We start from the raw sequence: 15,183 nt of genomic DNA on the forward strand, positions 1-15,183 counted from the left end.
CTTCTTAGGCTGAGGCGTGGTGAGCCGCCCATGAACTCCGCCCCCAGGAAGCCCGAAGATCTCGCGCGAGCCCTCGCAGCCGCCGGGATCAGGGACGAGCGGCTGCTCGAAGCCGTACGGACGACGCCCCGAACGGAATTCGTTCCGGCCGGTCAGGTCGCCGCCACCTACCGCGACGAACCCATTGCGATCGGGCAGGGACAGGTCACGACCCAGCCGTCGCTGTCCGCCATGATGATCGAGTGCCTCGCCCTGGACGGGAGCGAGCATGTCCTCGAGATCGGTACCGGTCTCGGCTTCCAGACGGCGCTGCTCGCCAGGCTGGCCGCCGACGTGGTCAGCATCGAGATGCGGCCGGACCTCGCCCGCCAGGCGCGCGGCAATCTCGCGCGGCAGCGGGTCCAGAACGTAGAGCTACGAGTCGGCGACGGCAGCGGCGGCGTGCCGGACCGCGCTCCATACGACGCGGTCGTCGTGTCGGCCGCGTTCCCGGAGGTACCCGCGCCGCTGATCGCGCAACTGAGGCCGTCCGGCCGCCTGGTCCAGCCGATCGGGCCGGGCGGACACGAGCGCGTCGTGTGCTTCGTACGCACCCCATCCGGGCTGGAGCAACGGCGGATGGTGACCGCGGCCCGCTTTGTCCGGCTGCAGGGACGGTACGGCTTTCCGCAGGACGACGCGGGTCCTCCTTGAGGCACCCTCAAGTCTCGGAGCAACAACCCATTGACATGGCATTACCCCGACGGCATTCTATTCGACTTAGAGCGCACTATTAAAGCGCTTTAAGAAACTCGCCGTCGTCTGCACGGCTGCCTCCATCCGGGGGCCCCTCATCAGCAGCGCGCACTGTGGGAAGTTCGCGCTGACGGCCGCCCGTACCGAGCGGAGCTCACTCTCCGCTCGGTACGGGCCCTCCCCCTGCTCCCGGCGCCGTTGGGATTCAAAAGCGCAGAAAGGAAACCCCATGACTGTGCGCGTAGGCGTCATCGGCGCCGGCTGGATCGGTCAGGAACACATCCGTCGGCTCACCGAGACCGTGACTGGCGCCCAGGTCACCGCGGTCACCGACATCGACGCGGCGCGCGCCGAGGAAGCGGTGTCCCGGGTCGGCGCCCGGACGTTCGCGAACGGGCCGGAGCTGATCGCGGCCGACGACGTGGACGCGGTGCTCGTCACCTCCTGGGGGCCCACGCACGCCGAGCACGTGCTGAACGCCATCGCCGCCGGGAAACCGGTGTTCTGCGAGAAGCCCCTCGCGACGACCGCCGAGGACTGTCTGCGCATCGTCGAGGCCGAGCGCGCCCACGGCCGCCGCCTGGTCCAGGTCGGCTTCATGCGCCGCTACGACGCTGGCTACCGGCAGATGAAGCAGGTCATCGACTCCGGCCGTATCGGCGAGCCGCTGGTGGTGCACTGCGCCCACCGCAACCCGACCGCGCCCGAGTCGTACCACACCGACATGGCCGCGCTCGACTCAGCGGTCCACGAGATCGACGTACTGCGCTGGCTCCTCGACGACGAGATCGTCTCCGCCCAGGTGGTCCTGCCACGCTCCACGAGCAGGCGGTACCCGCACCTGAAGGACCCGCAGATCATGCTCTTCGAGACCGCGAAGGGCGTCCGTATCGATCTCGAGGTCTTCGTCAACTGCCAGTACGGATACGACATCCAGTGCGAGACCGTCGGCGAGGAGGGCCTCGTACGGCTGCCCGACCTCGCCGCGGTCGGCGTGCGCACTGCGGGGCAGCACAGCACGGAGGTGCTCACGGACTGGGTGGGCCGCTTCGTGGACGCCTTCGACACCGAGTTCCGCGAGTGGATCGCCTCCGTCGCGACAGGCGCGGAGCCCACGGGCCCGTCAGCCTGGGACGGCTACGCCGCGACCGTCATCTCCAACGCCACCGTCGAGTCACGGCAGTCGGGCCGCATCGTCGCCACGGACATGAAACCCCGGCCCGCCTTCTACGGCGGCCCCAGCGTGAAGGTCGCCTGACACGTACTCGCACGACGAAGCCGCCCAGGGCCACTCAGCCCTGGGCGGCTCACTGTGCGGAAGGCGGAAGGCCACGGTGGCGCCGGAAAACGAGGCACGGCCCTGGACGACCGTGCCTCGTTCGGTCAGGCGTCGGCCTGCAGTTGTGCCAGCTCGGCTTCCAGGTGGGCCATGGCCTCGCCGCCGGCCATGAGGTCGGTGATCTGCTCCCGGGTGCGCTCGCCCTTGTGGAAGTCGTCGGCCTTCTGGCCGCGGATGAGTACGGCGAAGTGGTCGCCGACCATCATGGCGTGGCGGACGTTGTGGGTGACGAGGATGACCGCGACGCCCTTGGCGCGGGCCTGCATGACGATCCGTAGGACATGGGCCGCTTCCTTGACGCCGAGTGCGGCCGTGGGCTCGTCGAGGATGAGGACGTTGGCGCCGAAGTAGACGGCGCGGGCGATGGCCAGGGCCTGGCGCTCGCCGCCGGAGAGGCTGCCCACGAGGCGGTTACCGTCGGTGACGCGGGTGATGCCGAGGGACTGCATCTCGCGTACGGCGATCTCACCGGCCAGCTTCTTGTCGAAGAGCTTGAACGGGCCCCATCCCTTGGTGGGTTCGGCGCCCACGAAGAAGCAGCGGCCGACGCCCATCAGCGGGAAGGTGCCGCCGAACTGATGGACCGTGGCGATGCCCCGGGCGCTGGCGTCGCGGGGGCTGTCGAAGACGACCGGCTTCCCGTTGAGCTCGATGGTGCCGGTGGTCGGTTTGTGAAACCCGGAGAGGATCTTGATCAGAGTCGACTTGCCGGCGCCGTTGTCGCCGAGCAGGCAGTGCACCTTTCCGGCTTCCACGTCGAGCGAGATGTCCTGCAGCGCGTGGGTGCCGAGGAACGACTTGCTGATGCCGGTCAGGCGCAGGAGAGGGGCGGTCATCGTCAGGCCTTCTTCGCGGTGCGGGGCTTGTAGGACAGGGCGAGCCGACGGAAGGTGTTGTTCATCAGGACGGCCGCGAGGATGAGGATGCCGAGGATCAGGCTGGCCCAGTCGGAGTTCCAACCGGTGTAGTAGATGCCCTGGTTGACGATGGCGAACGTCAGCGTGCCGAGGACGACGCCGACGACGGAACCGTATCCACCGGTGAGCAGCACACCGCCGATGACCACGGCGATGATGGAGTTGAAGACGAAGGCCTGGCCGTTGGCGACCTGAGCGCCGTTGTAGAGGATGGTCTGGATCACGCCGACCAGTGCGGCACCGAGGCCGCTGGCCATGTACAGGGCGATCTTCACCCGGGCGACCGGGATGCCGGTGGCGCGGGCGCTCTCCTTGTCGCCGCCGATGGCGAATATCCAGTTGCCGTACTTCATCATCTGCAGCAGCACCGTGACGACGACCCCGATGCCGAGCCACCAGAAGATCGCGACCTCGAACTGACCGCCGATCAGCTGGCCGAACAGCGACTTCGACAGCGGGTCGGGGCTGATGGGGACGCTCGTGGTGCCGGTGGTGACGCGGGACAGGCCGAGGGTGAGGCCGGCCATGCCGGACAGGGTGGCCAGCGTGACGATCAGTGAGTGCACGTTGGTGCGCGTGACGATGATCCCGTTGAGCAGCCCGGTCAGCAGCCCGAGTGCGAGTGCGCACAGGATGCCGACGATCATCGGAGCGCCCCAGTGGCCGGAGACGATGGCCAAGGTCATCGAGCTGCCTGCCAGCACCGAGCCTACGGATACGTCGAGTTCACCGGCGATCATCAGCAGCCCGACGGGGATGGCGATGATGCCGAGCTCCGCGGCGATGTTCAGCCAGCTCGCCGCTCCTGACGGGGCCAGGAACTTCTCGCCGCCGAAGATCGCGAAGAAGACGAAGACGCTGATCGTTCCGATGAGCGCGCCGACCTCGGGACGATGTCGCAGTTGCCCCAGCGGGCTCTCGGTCTGCTTCGGTGGGGCGACGGCTGTCTCTTTCTCCTGATCGGCCGTCGTGCCGGAAAGTGAGGTTGTCATCGGGTTGGTGTCACCTTCGTGGATCTGGATGTCGGGCCAGGCAGTGGCGGAAGGAGAGGTGCCGGGCGCGGGCGGGCCCGGCACCTGTGGGTGGGTCAGCGGACGCCGGCCTTGGCACCGGCGATCGCCGCGTCGACGTTGTCGGCGGTGACCAGGAGCGGGCCGGTCAGGATCGGGTTCTGGGGCGGGAGCACGCCGTAGGACAGGTACTGGTTGGCGATCGACACGACGTAGAAGCCCTGCAGGTACGGCTGTTGGTCGATGGCGAACAGTTGGTCGCCGGATTTGATCCGGTCGAGCTGGCTCTGCGAGAGGTCGAAGGTGCCGAGCTTGACCTTGTCGCCGGCGTTCGCCTGCTTGATCGCGGCGGCGGCGCTGTTGGCGTCCCCGACGCCGATCGTGACCAGGGCGTCGATGCTGTTGTCCTTCAGCAGCGCGCCCTTGATCGCCTGGGTGACGGCGGACGGATTGCCGAAGTTCGAGGAAGGCAGGGGGAGTTGCTTGGACTTGGCGCCCTTGCTGGTGGCTCCGTCCTTGATTCCGTCGCAGCGGGCCTCCTGGTTGGCGGAGCCGGGCACGGTGTTGACGCACAGGATGTTCTTGGCGCCCTCTTCCGCGAACTTGGCGCCGCCGGCCTTCCCCGCCTCGTAGTCGTCCGACCCGATGTACTTCACGGCGCCGACCCGCCGGGCCGCCTCGATGCCGCCCGAGTTGTAGATGAACACCGGGATGCCCTTGGCCACGGCCGCCTTGATCGCGGAGTCCTGGTTCTCAGGCACCCAGTCGGGCACCAGGATCGCCGACGGGTTCTGCGAGGTTGCAGTCTGCGTCAGCTTGGCGACGTCCGGGCCGAGGTTGTCGTAGCTCTTCGGGCCGAGGTAGGTGACCTTGCCGCCGCCGCCCTTCACCAGCTTCGTCGCATCCTCGACACCACGCTTGACCGCGGAGAAGAACGGGTCGTCGGACTTGCCGCCGATGACGTAGATGGAGACCGTGCCGTTGCTCTTGCCGGACGTCGATCCGCCGTCGGCTGGTGCCGTCGACTGCCCCCCTTCGCCGCCTGAGGCCTTTCCGCTGGCGCACCCGGTCAACGCGGTCGCCGCGGCGGTGAACAGGCTCACCACGATCAGGCCGCTTCTGGAGAGACGACGACCGGACGGCCGCCGGGTCTGCGTGCGTTCCATGTGCTGGGTTGCTCCTTCGTGTGATCCCCGGCGAGACCGTGAGCGGGGCCGGGAAGGTCTCGGCGGCTGGGCGACGATGCGTGCGCGCGAACCGAGGCCGGCCTGCGCGTTCACGGCGGCCTTGCGGCTGGTGTCGGTGGTGCGGATCCCGGTGCCGGCGCGTTCCCGGCACCCGGCTTTCCGTCGGGACGGCTCGTCGCGCGGATGTCCCGGCACCGGCCACAGCAACGCCGGATTGATTGACGGGGTGAAGGTTCTGGCGATCTCTTAAATCGCTTTAAACGATGCTGGTGCGCAGAGCATGCTTGTGTTTCCGAAAGGTGTCAAGGGTCCGCTCAACAATGCGCACTCGGCAGCGATCCGCACATGAAAAGGTGCATCGGCCATATGTTTGCGGCCCGTTACTGCCCGTACGACGACGGCCTGCGACGCCGGATCAGCGCGGCTGAGCCGTACTCCCCCGCACCACCAGCGAGGGAGCGAGGACGATCTCGCGGGGCCCGGTACGCCCCTGGTCGAGGCGCTCGACGGCGGCCGTAACGGCCTGGCGGGCCTGTTCCTCGGCGTTCTGGCTGACGGTGGTGAGGTCGAAGGCGGCCAGCCGGGACAGGGTGTCGTCGTCGTAGCCGGCCACGGAGACGGTGCCGGGGACGTCGATCCCGGCTCGCCGGAAGGCGGTCAGCAGGCCGATGGCGCTCTGGTCGTTGAAGGCCACGACGGCGGTCGGCGGATCGCCGGCGTCGAGGAAATGCCGGCCGGCCTTCTCGCCGGACTCCTCCGTGATGTTCCCGTGCAGGACGCTGATCTGTCCGTCGAGACCGTGACGGCGCATGGCGCTCCGGTAGCCGCGACGCCGGTCGGTGGCGATGACGCCCTTGCCGCCGTCGACGTACGCGATCGCACGGTGTCCGAGCCCCACCAGATGGTCGACGACCTGGCCGACTCCGTCGTCGTCGGCGCTACGGACGACGTCCAGTTCGGCCCCGGTGATCCGGCGGCCGACAGAGATGACGGGTGCCCTGCGGTCGAGTTCGGCGAGGACGGAGGCGGGGGCCACCGGGCCGAGCAGGAGCAGTGCCTCGCAGCGGAAGGCCAAGAGCGTCTCGACGGCCGTGTTCTCGTCGCGGGTACGGGTCAGGGTGCTCAGGACGAGGTCGTAACCCACCTCTTCGGCGGCCGTGTGCAGGTGCTCGACCAGCTCGGCGTGGAACGGGCTGTGGATGTCGACCATGACGCCGAGCAGCCTGCTGCGCCTGCTGGCCAGGGCGCTGGCGGTGCGGTCGGGGCGGTAGCCGAGTTCGGCGGCGGCCTTCAGGACGCGCTGCCGGGTGCGCTCACTGGGCCCTGGCACGCCCCGCAACACAAGCGACACCGAGGCCGTCGACAGGCCAACACGCGCGGCGACGTCCTCCAGGCGGGGACGCGGAGCCGCGCCGTTGCCGCCCGCGGGGGCACCGGAGCCGACCTCGTCCACACGACCTCCCCTGGCTTTTGGCCACACCCTTGACATCCATCTGCGCCGCGCCGATAGTACCAGCACTTAAAGCGCTTTAAGACGGCCGCACCGAGGAGCCACACCACCATGAAGATCGCCCTCGACCCGTACATGATCCGCAGCACCCCGCTGCTCGAACTGCCAGCCGTGGTAGCCGAGTTGGGCTACGAGTGGATCGAGCTCTCGCCGCGCGAGGACTTCATCCCGTTCTTCCGCCACCCGCGCGTCGACGACGGCACGGTCGCGAGGTTCCGCAAGGCCTTGGAGGGCGCGGGCGTCGGCATCTCGTCCGTACTCCCGCTGTTCCGTTGGTCGGGTCCGGACGAGGACGCGCGGCAGGCGGCCGTACGGTACTGGAAGCGGGCCATCCTGATCAGCGCGGACCTCGGCGTCACCAGCATGATCTCCGAGTTCAACGGTCGCCCCGAGGACCCGGACCGCAGCGAGGCCCAGTTCTGGAAGTCGATGGATGAACTGCTGCCGCTCTTCGAACGCGAGGGCATCCACCTCGCCCTGGAGCCGCATCCCGACGACTTCATCGAGAACGGCTACGACGCGATCAACTTCATCCGCGGCATCAACCACCCGAACGTCGGCTTCCTCTACTGCGCCCCGCACACCTTCCACATCGGCAACGACGCCCCCGGCATCATCGAGTACGCGGGCGACCTGCTCACCCATGTCCACCTCGCCGACGCCTTCGACCACACCGCATCCTCCGGCAACCGCTACATCCTCAACCCGCCCGGCACCCCGGCCCGCATCCACCAGCACCTGAACATGGGCGAGGGCGAGGTCGACTTCGGGGAACTCTTCCTCGAGCTCAATGCGGTCGGTTTCGACGGCACTCTCACGGCTTGTGTGTTCGCCTGGGAGGAGAAGGCGAAGGAGTCCTCCGTATTCATGCGGGAGAAAATCGGCGAATATCTCGCCGATTGGAAGTGAAGCCCCTTCACCAGGCATTCACCACTCACATCGCAGGATTGTGCTCTTCGGTATGGCGGACGCAGGAAGCGACGACCACGAAAGGCCAGAGGGACTGGATCGAGGTCACCACGCGTTCGGCGACGCCGGCGGCACCATGACGGTGCAATTCGAGTACGAACCATGCCGCGGTGACGACTATCAGCGCGGTCGCCGCGAACGAGGGCGCGGGCCGGAGCCCCCAGGGCGCGCCCCTCCGGCGATCGGCTGCCAGAACCGGCCACACCGCCAGGAGAGCGAATCCGGCGCCGGCGATGAAGCCGTGACGCAGCGAACCTCCACTGCTCGGCGCCGGGAACAGTGCCACGGCCAGGGTCACCGCTCCCCCGCCGGCCAGCGCCATACGTCCGGCGAGTGCGGCCGGGCGCAGTCCCCAGGCGGTCAGCAGATGGCAGAGGCCCAGAGCGAGCAGCCCCGCAGTCATCACCCAGAATCCGGCGGCTCCGTACGCGGCCAGGACGCTGATCGTCTGGTTGACGGGGTCGTAGGCGGGCCCCTCCAGCACCGCCGCGATCGCCCAGCCTCCGGCCAGCAGGACGGGCGCACACCCCGACGAGAGCAAGGCCCACCTAGGAACAATTCGCATCAGGACACCGTAAAACGCCCATCTGCGAAGATGCGGTTCCTGCCCCGGTCAGCCCCGTCTCTTCACTCCCGGTACTCCCGGCGCTCCTGGCACTTCCGGCATTTCCCGTACGGGGTCACCCGCGCCCCGAGGCGAAGGCCGCCCACACCGTGTTCCCCCCGGTGAGAACGGAGCGCTCGGCGCCCCACGCATCCGCGAAGTGCTCCACGAGTAACAAGCCACGCCCGCCTTCATCCTCCGGGCTCGGGTCGCGCGGGGGCAGAGTCCGCGCCGTGAGGCCCTCGTCGTGCACTTCGAGGTGGAGCAGCCGGTTCGCGGTGAGGCCGGCGCAGCAGAGGATCCGCGTACTGGGGGTGTGGCGTATCGCGTTCGTGACCAGCTCGGAGAGGATCAGGAGCGCGTCCTGGCGCACCTGCTCGGGCAGTTGCCAGGTGCGCAGCCGCTCACCCATCGCGCGGCGGGCTTCACCGACGCCGGACGGGCATGCCTTGAGTTCGAGCCAGTGAACCCTGGACGGGGCGGTGCCGGCCAGGAGTTGGGGGGAGGGAGGGGACGTAAGGGAGGGCACGGTGGTCGCCTTCCGTCAGGGGACGGGTAGTGCGAGGAGCTGAGGGGGGAGCCTCACCGGGCCGGCGTGGGGGCCGTCCGGTGTGGCAGCTGGTGCCCGATTCGACCGCAATGAACGTCAACTCCCGGATGGAGTCCGGGAGTTGATGAGTGTCATCGCGGTCGGCGAGATCGGTCATGTTGACACTATGCTGCCCGGTCCGTTCAAGCTGCAACCTCCTGCCTGATAATTTCAGGAGGCCGGTATCCGGCTGGCGTCATCACCAAGTCGCTGTCAAACTCATGCCGGTGACACTCCTTCAGCTCCGCCGGTGACACTCACTCAGGAGGTAAGACCGTGAGCGAAGCCCGTTCGGGCGCCGGCAGCGGCGCTCCCACCGTTCTCCGCATGATCCTCGGCAAGCGGCTGCAGGACCTGCGGCTGAGCGCCGGGGTGTCGCTGGACGAGGCGGCGAAGGCTCTGCGGGTGAAGCCGTTGACGATTCGGCGACTGGAGAAGGCCGAGGTCAGCCTCAAGATCCTGTACGTGGAGCTGCTGTTGCAGACGTACGGGGTCGACCGGCAGGAGATCGACGAGTTCATCGAGCTGGCCGAAAAGGCCAATCGCCCGGGCTGGTGGCACCGCTACCGCGACGTGCTGCCCAGTTGGTTCACCGCCTACGTCAGCCTGGAGAGCGGCGCCAAAACCCTGCGGACGTACGAGCCCCACTACGTCACGGGCCTACTACAGACCCGCGGGTACGCCCGAGCCGTGCTGCGCGCCGGTTTCCCCAACGACAGCGACGAGGAACTCGAGCGGAGAGTCGATCTGCGCCTGCGCAGACAGAGCCTGCTGACGAAGCCTGCGGCGCCCACCCTGTGGGTGGTGATGGAAGAGGCCGTACTGCACCGGGTCGTCGGCGGGCCGGACGTGATGCGCGAGCAGATCGACGCACTGCTCGCCGCGGCCGAGATGGAGCATGTCAGCCTCGACATCGTGCCGTTCAGCGCGGGCGCGCACACCGGGGCGTTCGCCGCCTTCACCTACTTCCGTTTCGACGAGCCGGAGTTGCCGGACATCGTCTACACCGAGCTTCTCTCCGGCGCCGTCTACCTCGACCAGCGCTCCGACGTGTCCGCCCACCTCGAGGCGCACAACCGGATGTCCCTGCTGACGTCGACCACCGAGAGCAAGGCTCTCCTGAACCGCATGCGCAAGGAGTACACATGAGCAGCACCGGCAGCGGTACCTACAACGGCATGCCCGCGACGGCTCTCGGTGAGCAGGGCTGGGAGTGCCCGTGGAGCGGCACCAGCGGCGGCCAGTGCGTGGAGACGAAGCGGCTCGCCGACGGCCGGGTGGCCTTTCGGCAGTCGACGGATCCGGCCGGTCCCGCGCTGATCTACACCCCGGAGGAGTTCAGCGCGTTCGTCACGGGGATCAAGAACGGGCTCGCCGATCACCTGACGAAGAGCTGAACCAGGACAGCGACAACAAGCGCCCGTACCGGCCTCCCCCACCTGGCCGGCATGCCGAAGCACACCTCTGAAGGGACACGATGACCTCCCCCCACACCGCGCGGCACATCGACACCAGCAGGCCGCACTCGGCCCGCATGTACGACTACTACCTCGGCGGCAAAGACCACTTCGACGTCGACAAGGAGGCTGCCGAGCGGGTCGCGGCGGCGTACCCCGGCATCTTCGTGTGCGCCAGGGAGAACCGCGCCTTCATGCACCGCGCCACCCGTGTCCTCGCGCGGGAGCATGGCATTCGGCAGTGGCTGGACATAGGCACCGGCATTCCGACCGAGCCCAATCTGCACCAGGTGGCCCAGGCCGTCGTCCCGCAGGCCAGGGTCGTGTACGCCGACAACGACCCGCTCGTCCTCAAGTACGCCGAGAGGCTGATGCACAGCGCCCCCGAGGGCCGTACGACCTATATCGAGGCGGACGTCAACGAGCCCGAAACACTCCTGAACGCCCCCGAGTTGGCCGAAGTCCTGAACCTGTCCGAGCCGGTCGCGCTGTCCCTCAACGCCCTCATGCACTTCGTCCCGGACGCCCAGGACCCGTACGTGATCGTCGACCGCCTGCTGAGCGTCCTCCCCTCGGGCAGCGCCCTCGCCCTGACCCACTGCACCCCGGACTTCGACCCCACCACGTGGGCGAACGTCACGAAGATCTACACCACCGCCGGAACCCCCGTGCAGTTCCGCGCCAAGGCCGACGTCACCCGCTTCTTCGACGGCCTCGACCTCCTCTCCCCCGGCATCACCCTCGGCCACCGCTGGCGCCCGGAAGCCGCCGGCGACAGCACCGAGGGCCCCATGCCGGAGCCCACGGACGCCGAGGTCAGCCTCTGGGCGGGGGTGGGCATCAAACCGTAGGGCTTTCTGCTCGGCGGTCAGGTGGCGCCGGCGGGCCGGAAGGCGTCGAGCGGGCGTGGAGAGGCCTGGCGTGCCGAGGCCTGGAGTGCCGTGCGTTGCATCAGGTCGAGGACGCCGCGTGTGCCTGCCAACTCCGAGCCGCCGCCGGCCCGGTCGGGGCCGCTGTGTCTCAGGGCGGGGGGCGGGGAGCCGTGGCCGGTGGTCTGCATCATGTTCGTCGAGTCCATAGGTGCAGTCGTCCGTGCCAGGGGCCGCTTGCTGGAGGAAGGCGGTGGTCCAGGTGAGGTCGTCGCTGGCGACGGAGGCTGCAAGGCTGCCGCGGCCGCGCGCCACCAGGTCCGTCGCGTGGGCCGTGTCGCGGTACGCCAGGACTGTCGCCGTCTGTCCGAAGGGTTCGACCTCGTGGGGTGCGGACGCGTCCGGGTCGGTCAGGTGTTGGAAGCGGGGCCGGGCGGCAGGTGGACCGTCATGATCAGGTGGCAGGTCTCCGTGCCCGCGCCGCGGTAGGTGTGAGAGGTGTCGCCGTCGAAGGTGGCGGTCTGTCCGGCTTCCACGGTGTGTTCGGTGCCGTCGACGATCAGGGTTATACGGCCGGATGTGACGCTGACGGTTTCTACAACTCCCGCCTGGTGGGGGTGACTTGGGTACTCCTCGTCCGGTTCCAGTTGCCAGCGCCAGACCTCGACGGGGGCCGGGCCCGAGGTCGTCAGCATGAGGCGGGCCTCGCTCCCCCGTTCTCCGGTCCACAGGGGGGCCACGGTGTCGGCGGCCACGACGCGGACACGGCCCTCGGGCGGTCCCTGCATCAGGGCGGACACGGAGATGCCGAGGGTGTCGGCCAGCCGGACCAGGGTGGCGAGGTTGGGATTGCCCTGAGCCTTCTCCAGTGCCACCAGGGCTCCCTTGCTGACCTGGGATCGACGGCTGAGTTCCTCCAGGGACAGGCCTGCCCGGGTGCGGGCCGCCCGGACGTTGTGCGCGACCGTTCGCAGGGCTGCGGCTGTCTCGGCCATCTGATCTCCATCCTCGCCACTGGTCGCTGGCCACTTCAATGCACCGCGCGGTCGGTCGGTTGACACGGGGCGGTCATTGCGTTGTACGGTGCGGTCGTTCTGTTGATAGTAGAGGATGCGCTGCGATCGCTCTGCTGCCGACCCTGGGCAGCCCGCACACACCAGGTAGCGCCGCCGCCTGGACCGTATCGGCGCCTGGAAACCCTGACCCCGCCCCCACCATCGCCCAAGCCCGGACGCAGGAAACGGAAAACCCGCCCATGCCCGCCTTCCGCATCACCCCCGCCGTCGCGGACGCCTTCCCCGACACCCTCATCGCCCTGGTCACCGCCACGGGCCTGCGCGGCCGTGAGCCCTGGCCGCACACCACCGCGGCCCTGGCAGACCTGGAGCAGCAGCTCGCCGAGGGCGCTTGGCAGCCCGCCGACGAGACCGACCCCCGTATCGAGGCCTGGCACACCGCCTACCGCTCCTTCGGGACCAACCCCCGCCGCATCCGCCCCAGCGTCGACGCGCTCGGCCGCCGCCTCGCCAAGAAGGGGAGCCTGCCGCGCATCAACCCGCCCGTCGACTCCTACAACGCGGTCTCCGTACGGCACGGCCTGCCCGCCGGCGCCTTCGACCTGGACCACGTCACCGGCGACGTCGACATCCGATACGCGGACGGCACCGAGTCCTTCACCCCGCTCGGCGAACCCGACACGGTCGAGAACCCCAAGCCCGGCGAGATCATCTACGCGGACACCACCGGCGTCCTGACCCGCCACTGGAACCACCGCGACGCCCACCGCACCCGCGTCACCGAGGACTCCACCCACGTAGCCTTCGTCCTCGAAACCCTCCACGCCACCCGCGACGGCGCCCTCCTCAAGCTCGCGGCAGACGAACTACAGAGCTTGCTCGCCCCGCACGCCACACAGACGGCGGTGCACCACCTCAGCCCGGCACAGCCGCAGGCCACCATCTGAGCCGACCGCCGGCCGCGATTCAGTGCTGCGGGCTGTCCCCGAAGGCCGTCACCGTCAGGAAGCGGATCGGCAACTCGACCAGCCGCTCGTTTGCCAGCACCGAACGATCCTCGAGTTCCCCGACCTGACCGCCGCCCCGACCAGCCCGAGCGCGTACCGGAAAGCCCCCTTGCAACTGCTCGGTGACCACGTACTCCGCAACGCGGGCATCGGTCTCGGTGAACCCACCGGACAGCTCAACCTTGAAATCGCCGGCATGGACGTCTTCCTTAGTTCTCGGTTCTCGGATCTCGGTTCTCAACGGAGGTCGATCTCGGCCCAGATGACCTTGCCGGGTCCGCAGCGGTCTGTGACGCCCCAACGGGAGGCGATGGCCTCGACGATGACGAGCCCACGACCGTGGTCGGCGGTCGGGTCCGTAGCGCCGGTCGCGGGCGGCTGTGCGGCGACGGGGCGGTCGCCTCGGGCGTCGGCGACCTCGATGCGCAGTACGTCCGTACGGTGCTCAAGGCGGAGGGAGAAGTCGCGCCCCGGTACGCGTGCGTGGAGTACGGCGTTGGAGGCCAGCTCGGCGACGACGAGGGCCACCGTGTCGGACACGTCCGAGCCGAACGGGATCCCCCAGACGTCGAGTTGGTACGTGGCGAGACGGCGGGCGAGGCGGGCACCGCATCGGGTGGCGCTGAGCTGCTGGAAGAACATACGTACGGTGACGGCCGGTTGGGCCTGAGGTGCGGTCATGCGGACAGCGTCGCGGGAGGGAGAGCGCCGCAACAGGCACAGCCCTGGTACAGCCGTGACTGGGTGGGTTCACTGAGTGGACAGGGTGGGTGACACCCCGTAACCATGGGCGTGTTGATGTCCCGGTGCGGTACGTGGGAGGTGGGCCGGGCGTGTTGGACGGCGTCGCGGGCAGTGAACCGGAAGTGTCGGACGGCCTCAAGAGCTTCGGCGCGGTCCTGAAGGCGTTGCGGGAGGAAGCGGGCCTGACGCAGGAGGAGTTCGCGCCGCTGGTGGGCTACTCGGTGCATGCGGTGGCCAAGTTGGAGCAGGGGAAACGGTTCCCGTCGGTGAAGTTCATCGAGCGGGCGGGGGCGGTTCTCGGAGCCCCGCGGGTGCTCAAGGCAGCGGCGCGGCATTTGACGCGGAGGCAGGGGCTGGCGTCGTGGTTCGTGCAGTGGGCGGGTATCGAGGAGGAGGCGATCTCGCTCTACGCGTATGAGTGCCGGGCGATTCCTGGGTTGTTGCAGCCGGAGGCCTACATTCGGGCGATCTTTGATCGGAGGCTGCCGCCGGTCACAGAGGAACGACTGGAGCGTGAGACTGCGGCGCGGCTCGAGCGACAGCAGCTCCTGATGCAGAAGCCGAACACAGCCTTCAGCTTCGTCATCGAGCAGGCGCTGTTGGAACGGCGGGTGGGTGGAGCGGGAGTCACGAGGGCCCTCATCGGCCACCTCCTGGAGGTCGGAAAGCTACGCAACGTGGAGATCCAGCTCATGCCGCTGCAGCAGGAGGACCACGTGGGCGTTGACGGCCAGATGTACCTGGCAGAGACTCCTGACAACCAGTGGATCGGCTACACCGAGGGTCAGCGCTCGAGCACTCTGATCACGGCATCGAAGGACGTGAGCGTCCTGCTCCAGCGCTATGGCAAGCTGCGTGCGCAGGCCCTCGATTGCAGGGCCACGGTGAGCCTGCTGGAACACATGCGAGGAGCGCTATGAGCACCACCGAACCGGCGTGGTTCAAGAGCAGCTACAGCGGTAGCGAGGGGGACAACTGCGTCGAGGTCGCTGACTGCCATGAAGCTGTCCGCGTACGGGACTCCAAGGACAAGGAGGGCGGACAGCTCGCCCTCTCCCGCACCACGTGGTCGGCCTTCGTCGCGTACGCGGCAGACGCCCGAGTCTGACGCCCGCCCAACGCCCGTGGGGCTGCCGGAGTTCTGAACTCCGGCAGCCTCACTGCCACGTTGTGCCTACTCGGCGTCGAGGGCGGATCCAGCAAGCCTCCGGCGCGCTTCGTCGCCTGCGC

General features: G+C 68.5%; 19 protein-coding genes. 9 read left to right on the forward strand and 10 right to left on the reverse strand.

Going from position 1 to position 15,183, the window contains the following annotated elements:
- Positions 1 to 30 precede the first annotated feature (30 nt).
- A complete protein-coding gene (locus ACQEVY_RS03035) occupies positions 31 to 693 on the forward strand; it encodes a protein-L-isoaspartate(D-aspartate) O-methyltransferase (protein WP_432944502.1) in 663 nt (220 codons plus the stop codon).
- A 271-nt stretch (positions 694 to 964) separates the two neighbouring features.
- On the forward strand, positions 965 to 1,993 hold the full coding sequence (locus ACQEVY_RS03040; protein ID WP_432944504.1) for a Gfo/Idh/MocA family protein: 1,029 nt from the start codon (positions 965 to 967) through the stop codon (positions 1,991 to 1,993).
- A 125-nt stretch (positions 1,994 to 2,118) separates the two neighbouring features.
- Here ACQEVY_RS03040 and ACQEVY_RS03045 read toward each other — a convergent pair whose 3' ends face one another.
- The 4 genes from ACQEVY_RS03045 to ACQEVY_RS03060 form a co-directional block, all read right to left on the reverse strand.
- Positions 2,119 to 2,910 (reverse strand): ATP-binding cassette domain-containing protein, encoded by a 792-nt coding sequence (locus ACQEVY_RS03045; RefSeq protein WP_432944506.1) that lies wholly within the window; start codon positions 2,908 to 2,910, stop codon positions 2,119 to 2,121.
- A 2-nt stretch (positions 2,911 to 2,912) separates the two neighbouring features.
- Complete coding sequence (locus ACQEVY_RS03050; protein WP_432944508.1) at positions 2,913 to 3,983, reverse strand: ABC transporter permease; 1,071 nt, start codon at positions 3,981 to 3,983, stop codon at positions 2,913 to 2,915.
- A gap of 95 nt (positions 3,984 to 4,078) precedes the next feature.
- On the reverse strand, positions 4,079 to 5,167 hold the full coding sequence (locus ACQEVY_RS03055) for a sugar ABC transporter substrate-binding protein (RefSeq protein WP_432944510.1): 1,089 nt from the start codon (positions 5,165 to 5,167) through the stop codon (positions 4,079 to 4,081).
- A 436-nt stretch (positions 5,168 to 5,603) separates the two neighbouring features.
- Positions 5,604 to 6,641 (reverse strand): LacI family DNA-binding transcriptional regulator, encoded by a 1,038-nt coding sequence (locus tag ACQEVY_RS03060; protein ID WP_432944512.1) that lies wholly within the window; start codon positions 6,639 to 6,641, stop codon positions 5,604 to 5,606.
- 108 nt (positions 6,642 to 6,749) lie between these two features.
- Here ACQEVY_RS03060 and ACQEVY_RS03065 point away from each other — a divergent pair, with 108 nt between their 5' ends.
- Entirely contained in the window at positions 6,750 to 7,607 is an 858-nt protein-coding gene (locus tag ACQEVY_RS03065) for a sugar phosphate isomerase/epimerase family protein (protein WP_432944514.1), read from the forward strand.
- A 25-nt stretch (positions 7,608 to 7,632) separates the two neighbouring features.
- On the opposite strand, the gene ACQEVY_RS03070 is transcribed toward ACQEVY_RS03065, so the two are convergent.
- Both ACQEVY_RS03070 and ACQEVY_RS03075 read right to left on the reverse strand, forming a co-directional pair.
- Positions 7,633 to 8,232 carry a DUF998 domain-containing protein gene (locus ACQEVY_RS03070; protein ID WP_432944516.1) on the reverse strand — a complete coding sequence of 200 codons (600 nt, stop codon included), beginning with the start codon at positions 8,230 to 8,232 and terminating at the stop codon, positions 7,633 to 7,635.
- A gap of 115 nt (positions 8,233 to 8,347) precedes the next feature.
- Entirely contained in the window at positions 8,348 to 8,800 is a 453-nt protein-coding gene (locus ACQEVY_RS03075; RefSeq protein ID WP_432944518.1) for an ATP-binding protein, read from the reverse strand.
- Positions 8,801 to 9,136: 336 nt separating this feature from the next.
- Here ACQEVY_RS03075 and ACQEVY_RS03080 point away from each other — a divergent pair, with 336 nt between their 5' ends.
- From ACQEVY_RS03080 to ACQEVY_RS03090, 3 genes are all read left to right on the forward strand, one after another.
- Positions 9,137 to 10,009, forward strand: a complete 873-nt coding sequence (locus ACQEVY_RS03080) for a helix-turn-helix domain-containing protein (protein ID WP_432944520.1) — start codon at positions 9,137 to 9,139, stop codon at positions 10,007 to 10,009.
- Positions 10,006 to 10,257, forward strand: coding sequence for a DUF397 domain-containing protein (locus ACQEVY_RS03085; protein WP_328766528.1), 252 nt, complete (start codon positions 10,006 to 10,008; stop codon positions 10,255 to 10,257). Before ACQEVY_RS03080 ends, ACQEVY_RS03085 begins: the two co-directional genes overlap by 4 nt.
- An 80-nt stretch (positions 10,258 to 10,337) precedes the next feature.
- Positions 10,338 to 11,168 carry an SAM-dependent methyltransferase gene (locus tag ACQEVY_RS03090; protein WP_432944523.1) on the forward strand — a complete coding sequence of 277 codons (831 nt, stop codon included), beginning with the start codon at positions 10,338 to 10,340 and terminating at the stop codon, positions 11,166 to 11,168.
- 17 nt (positions 11,169 to 11,185) lie between these two features.
- On the opposite strand, the gene ACQEVY_RS03095 is transcribed toward ACQEVY_RS03090, so the two are convergent.
- Together ACQEVY_RS03095 and ACQEVY_RS03100 are read right to left on the reverse strand one after the other, a co-directional pair.
- The gene (locus ACQEVY_RS03095) at positions 11,186 to 11,395 is read right to left on the reverse strand and encodes a hypothetical protein (RefSeq protein ID WP_432944525.1); all 210 of its coding nucleotides are present in this window, start codon (positions 11,393 to 11,395) and stop codon (positions 11,186 to 11,188) included.
- 201 nt (positions 11,396 to 11,596) lie between these two features.
- A complete protein-coding gene (locus ACQEVY_RS03100) occupies positions 11,597 to 12,181 on the reverse strand; it encodes a helix-turn-helix domain-containing protein (protein WP_432944527.1) in 585 nt (194 codons plus the stop codon).
- 260 nt (positions 12,182 to 12,441) lie between these two features.
- Here ACQEVY_RS03100 and ACQEVY_RS03105 point away from each other — a divergent pair, with 260 nt between their 5' ends.
- Complete coding sequence (locus ACQEVY_RS03105; RefSeq protein WP_432944529.1) at positions 12,442 to 13,149, forward strand: B3/B4 domain-containing protein; 708 nt, start codon at positions 12,442 to 12,444, stop codon at positions 13,147 to 13,149.
- A gap of 19 nt (positions 13,150 to 13,168) precedes the next feature.
- On the opposite strand, the gene ACQEVY_RS03110 is transcribed toward ACQEVY_RS03105, so the two are convergent.
- Positions 13,169 to 13,450 (reverse strand): hypothetical protein, encoded by a 282-nt coding sequence (locus tag ACQEVY_RS03110; protein WP_432944531.1) that lies wholly within the window; start codon positions 13,448 to 13,450, stop codon positions 13,169 to 13,171.
- Complete coding sequence (locus ACQEVY_RS03115) at positions 13,447 to 13,851, reverse strand: ATP-binding protein (RefSeq protein ID WP_432955042.1); 405 nt, start codon at positions 13,849 to 13,851, stop codon at positions 13,447 to 13,449. The genes ACQEVY_RS03110 and ACQEVY_RS03115 overlap by 4 nt, the downstream gene beginning before the upstream one ends.
- Before the next feature lie 191 nt (positions 13,852 to 14,042).
- On the opposite strand from ACQEVY_RS03115, the gene ACQEVY_RS03120 reads away from it, so the two are divergent.
- Both ACQEVY_RS03120 and ACQEVY_RS03125 read left to right on the forward strand, forming a co-directional pair.
- Entirely contained in the window at positions 14,043 to 14,873 is an 831-nt protein-coding gene (locus ACQEVY_RS03120) for a helix-turn-helix domain-containing protein (RefSeq protein ID WP_432944533.1), read from the forward strand.
- Positions 14,870 to 15,061, forward strand: a complete 192-nt coding sequence (locus ACQEVY_RS03125) for a DUF397 domain-containing protein (protein ID WP_328766542.1) — start codon at positions 14,870 to 14,872, stop codon at positions 15,059 to 15,061. Before ACQEVY_RS03120 ends, ACQEVY_RS03125 begins: the two co-directional genes overlap by 4 nt.
- Positions 15,062 to 15,183 lie beyond the last annotated feature (122 nt).

Origin of the sequence: Streptomyces sp. CA-288835, from assembly GCF_050936385.1 — a bacterium.
In the GTDB taxonomy this organism is placed as follows: domain Bacteria; phylum Actinomycetota; class Actinomycetes; order Streptomycetales; family Streptomycetaceae; genus Streptomyces.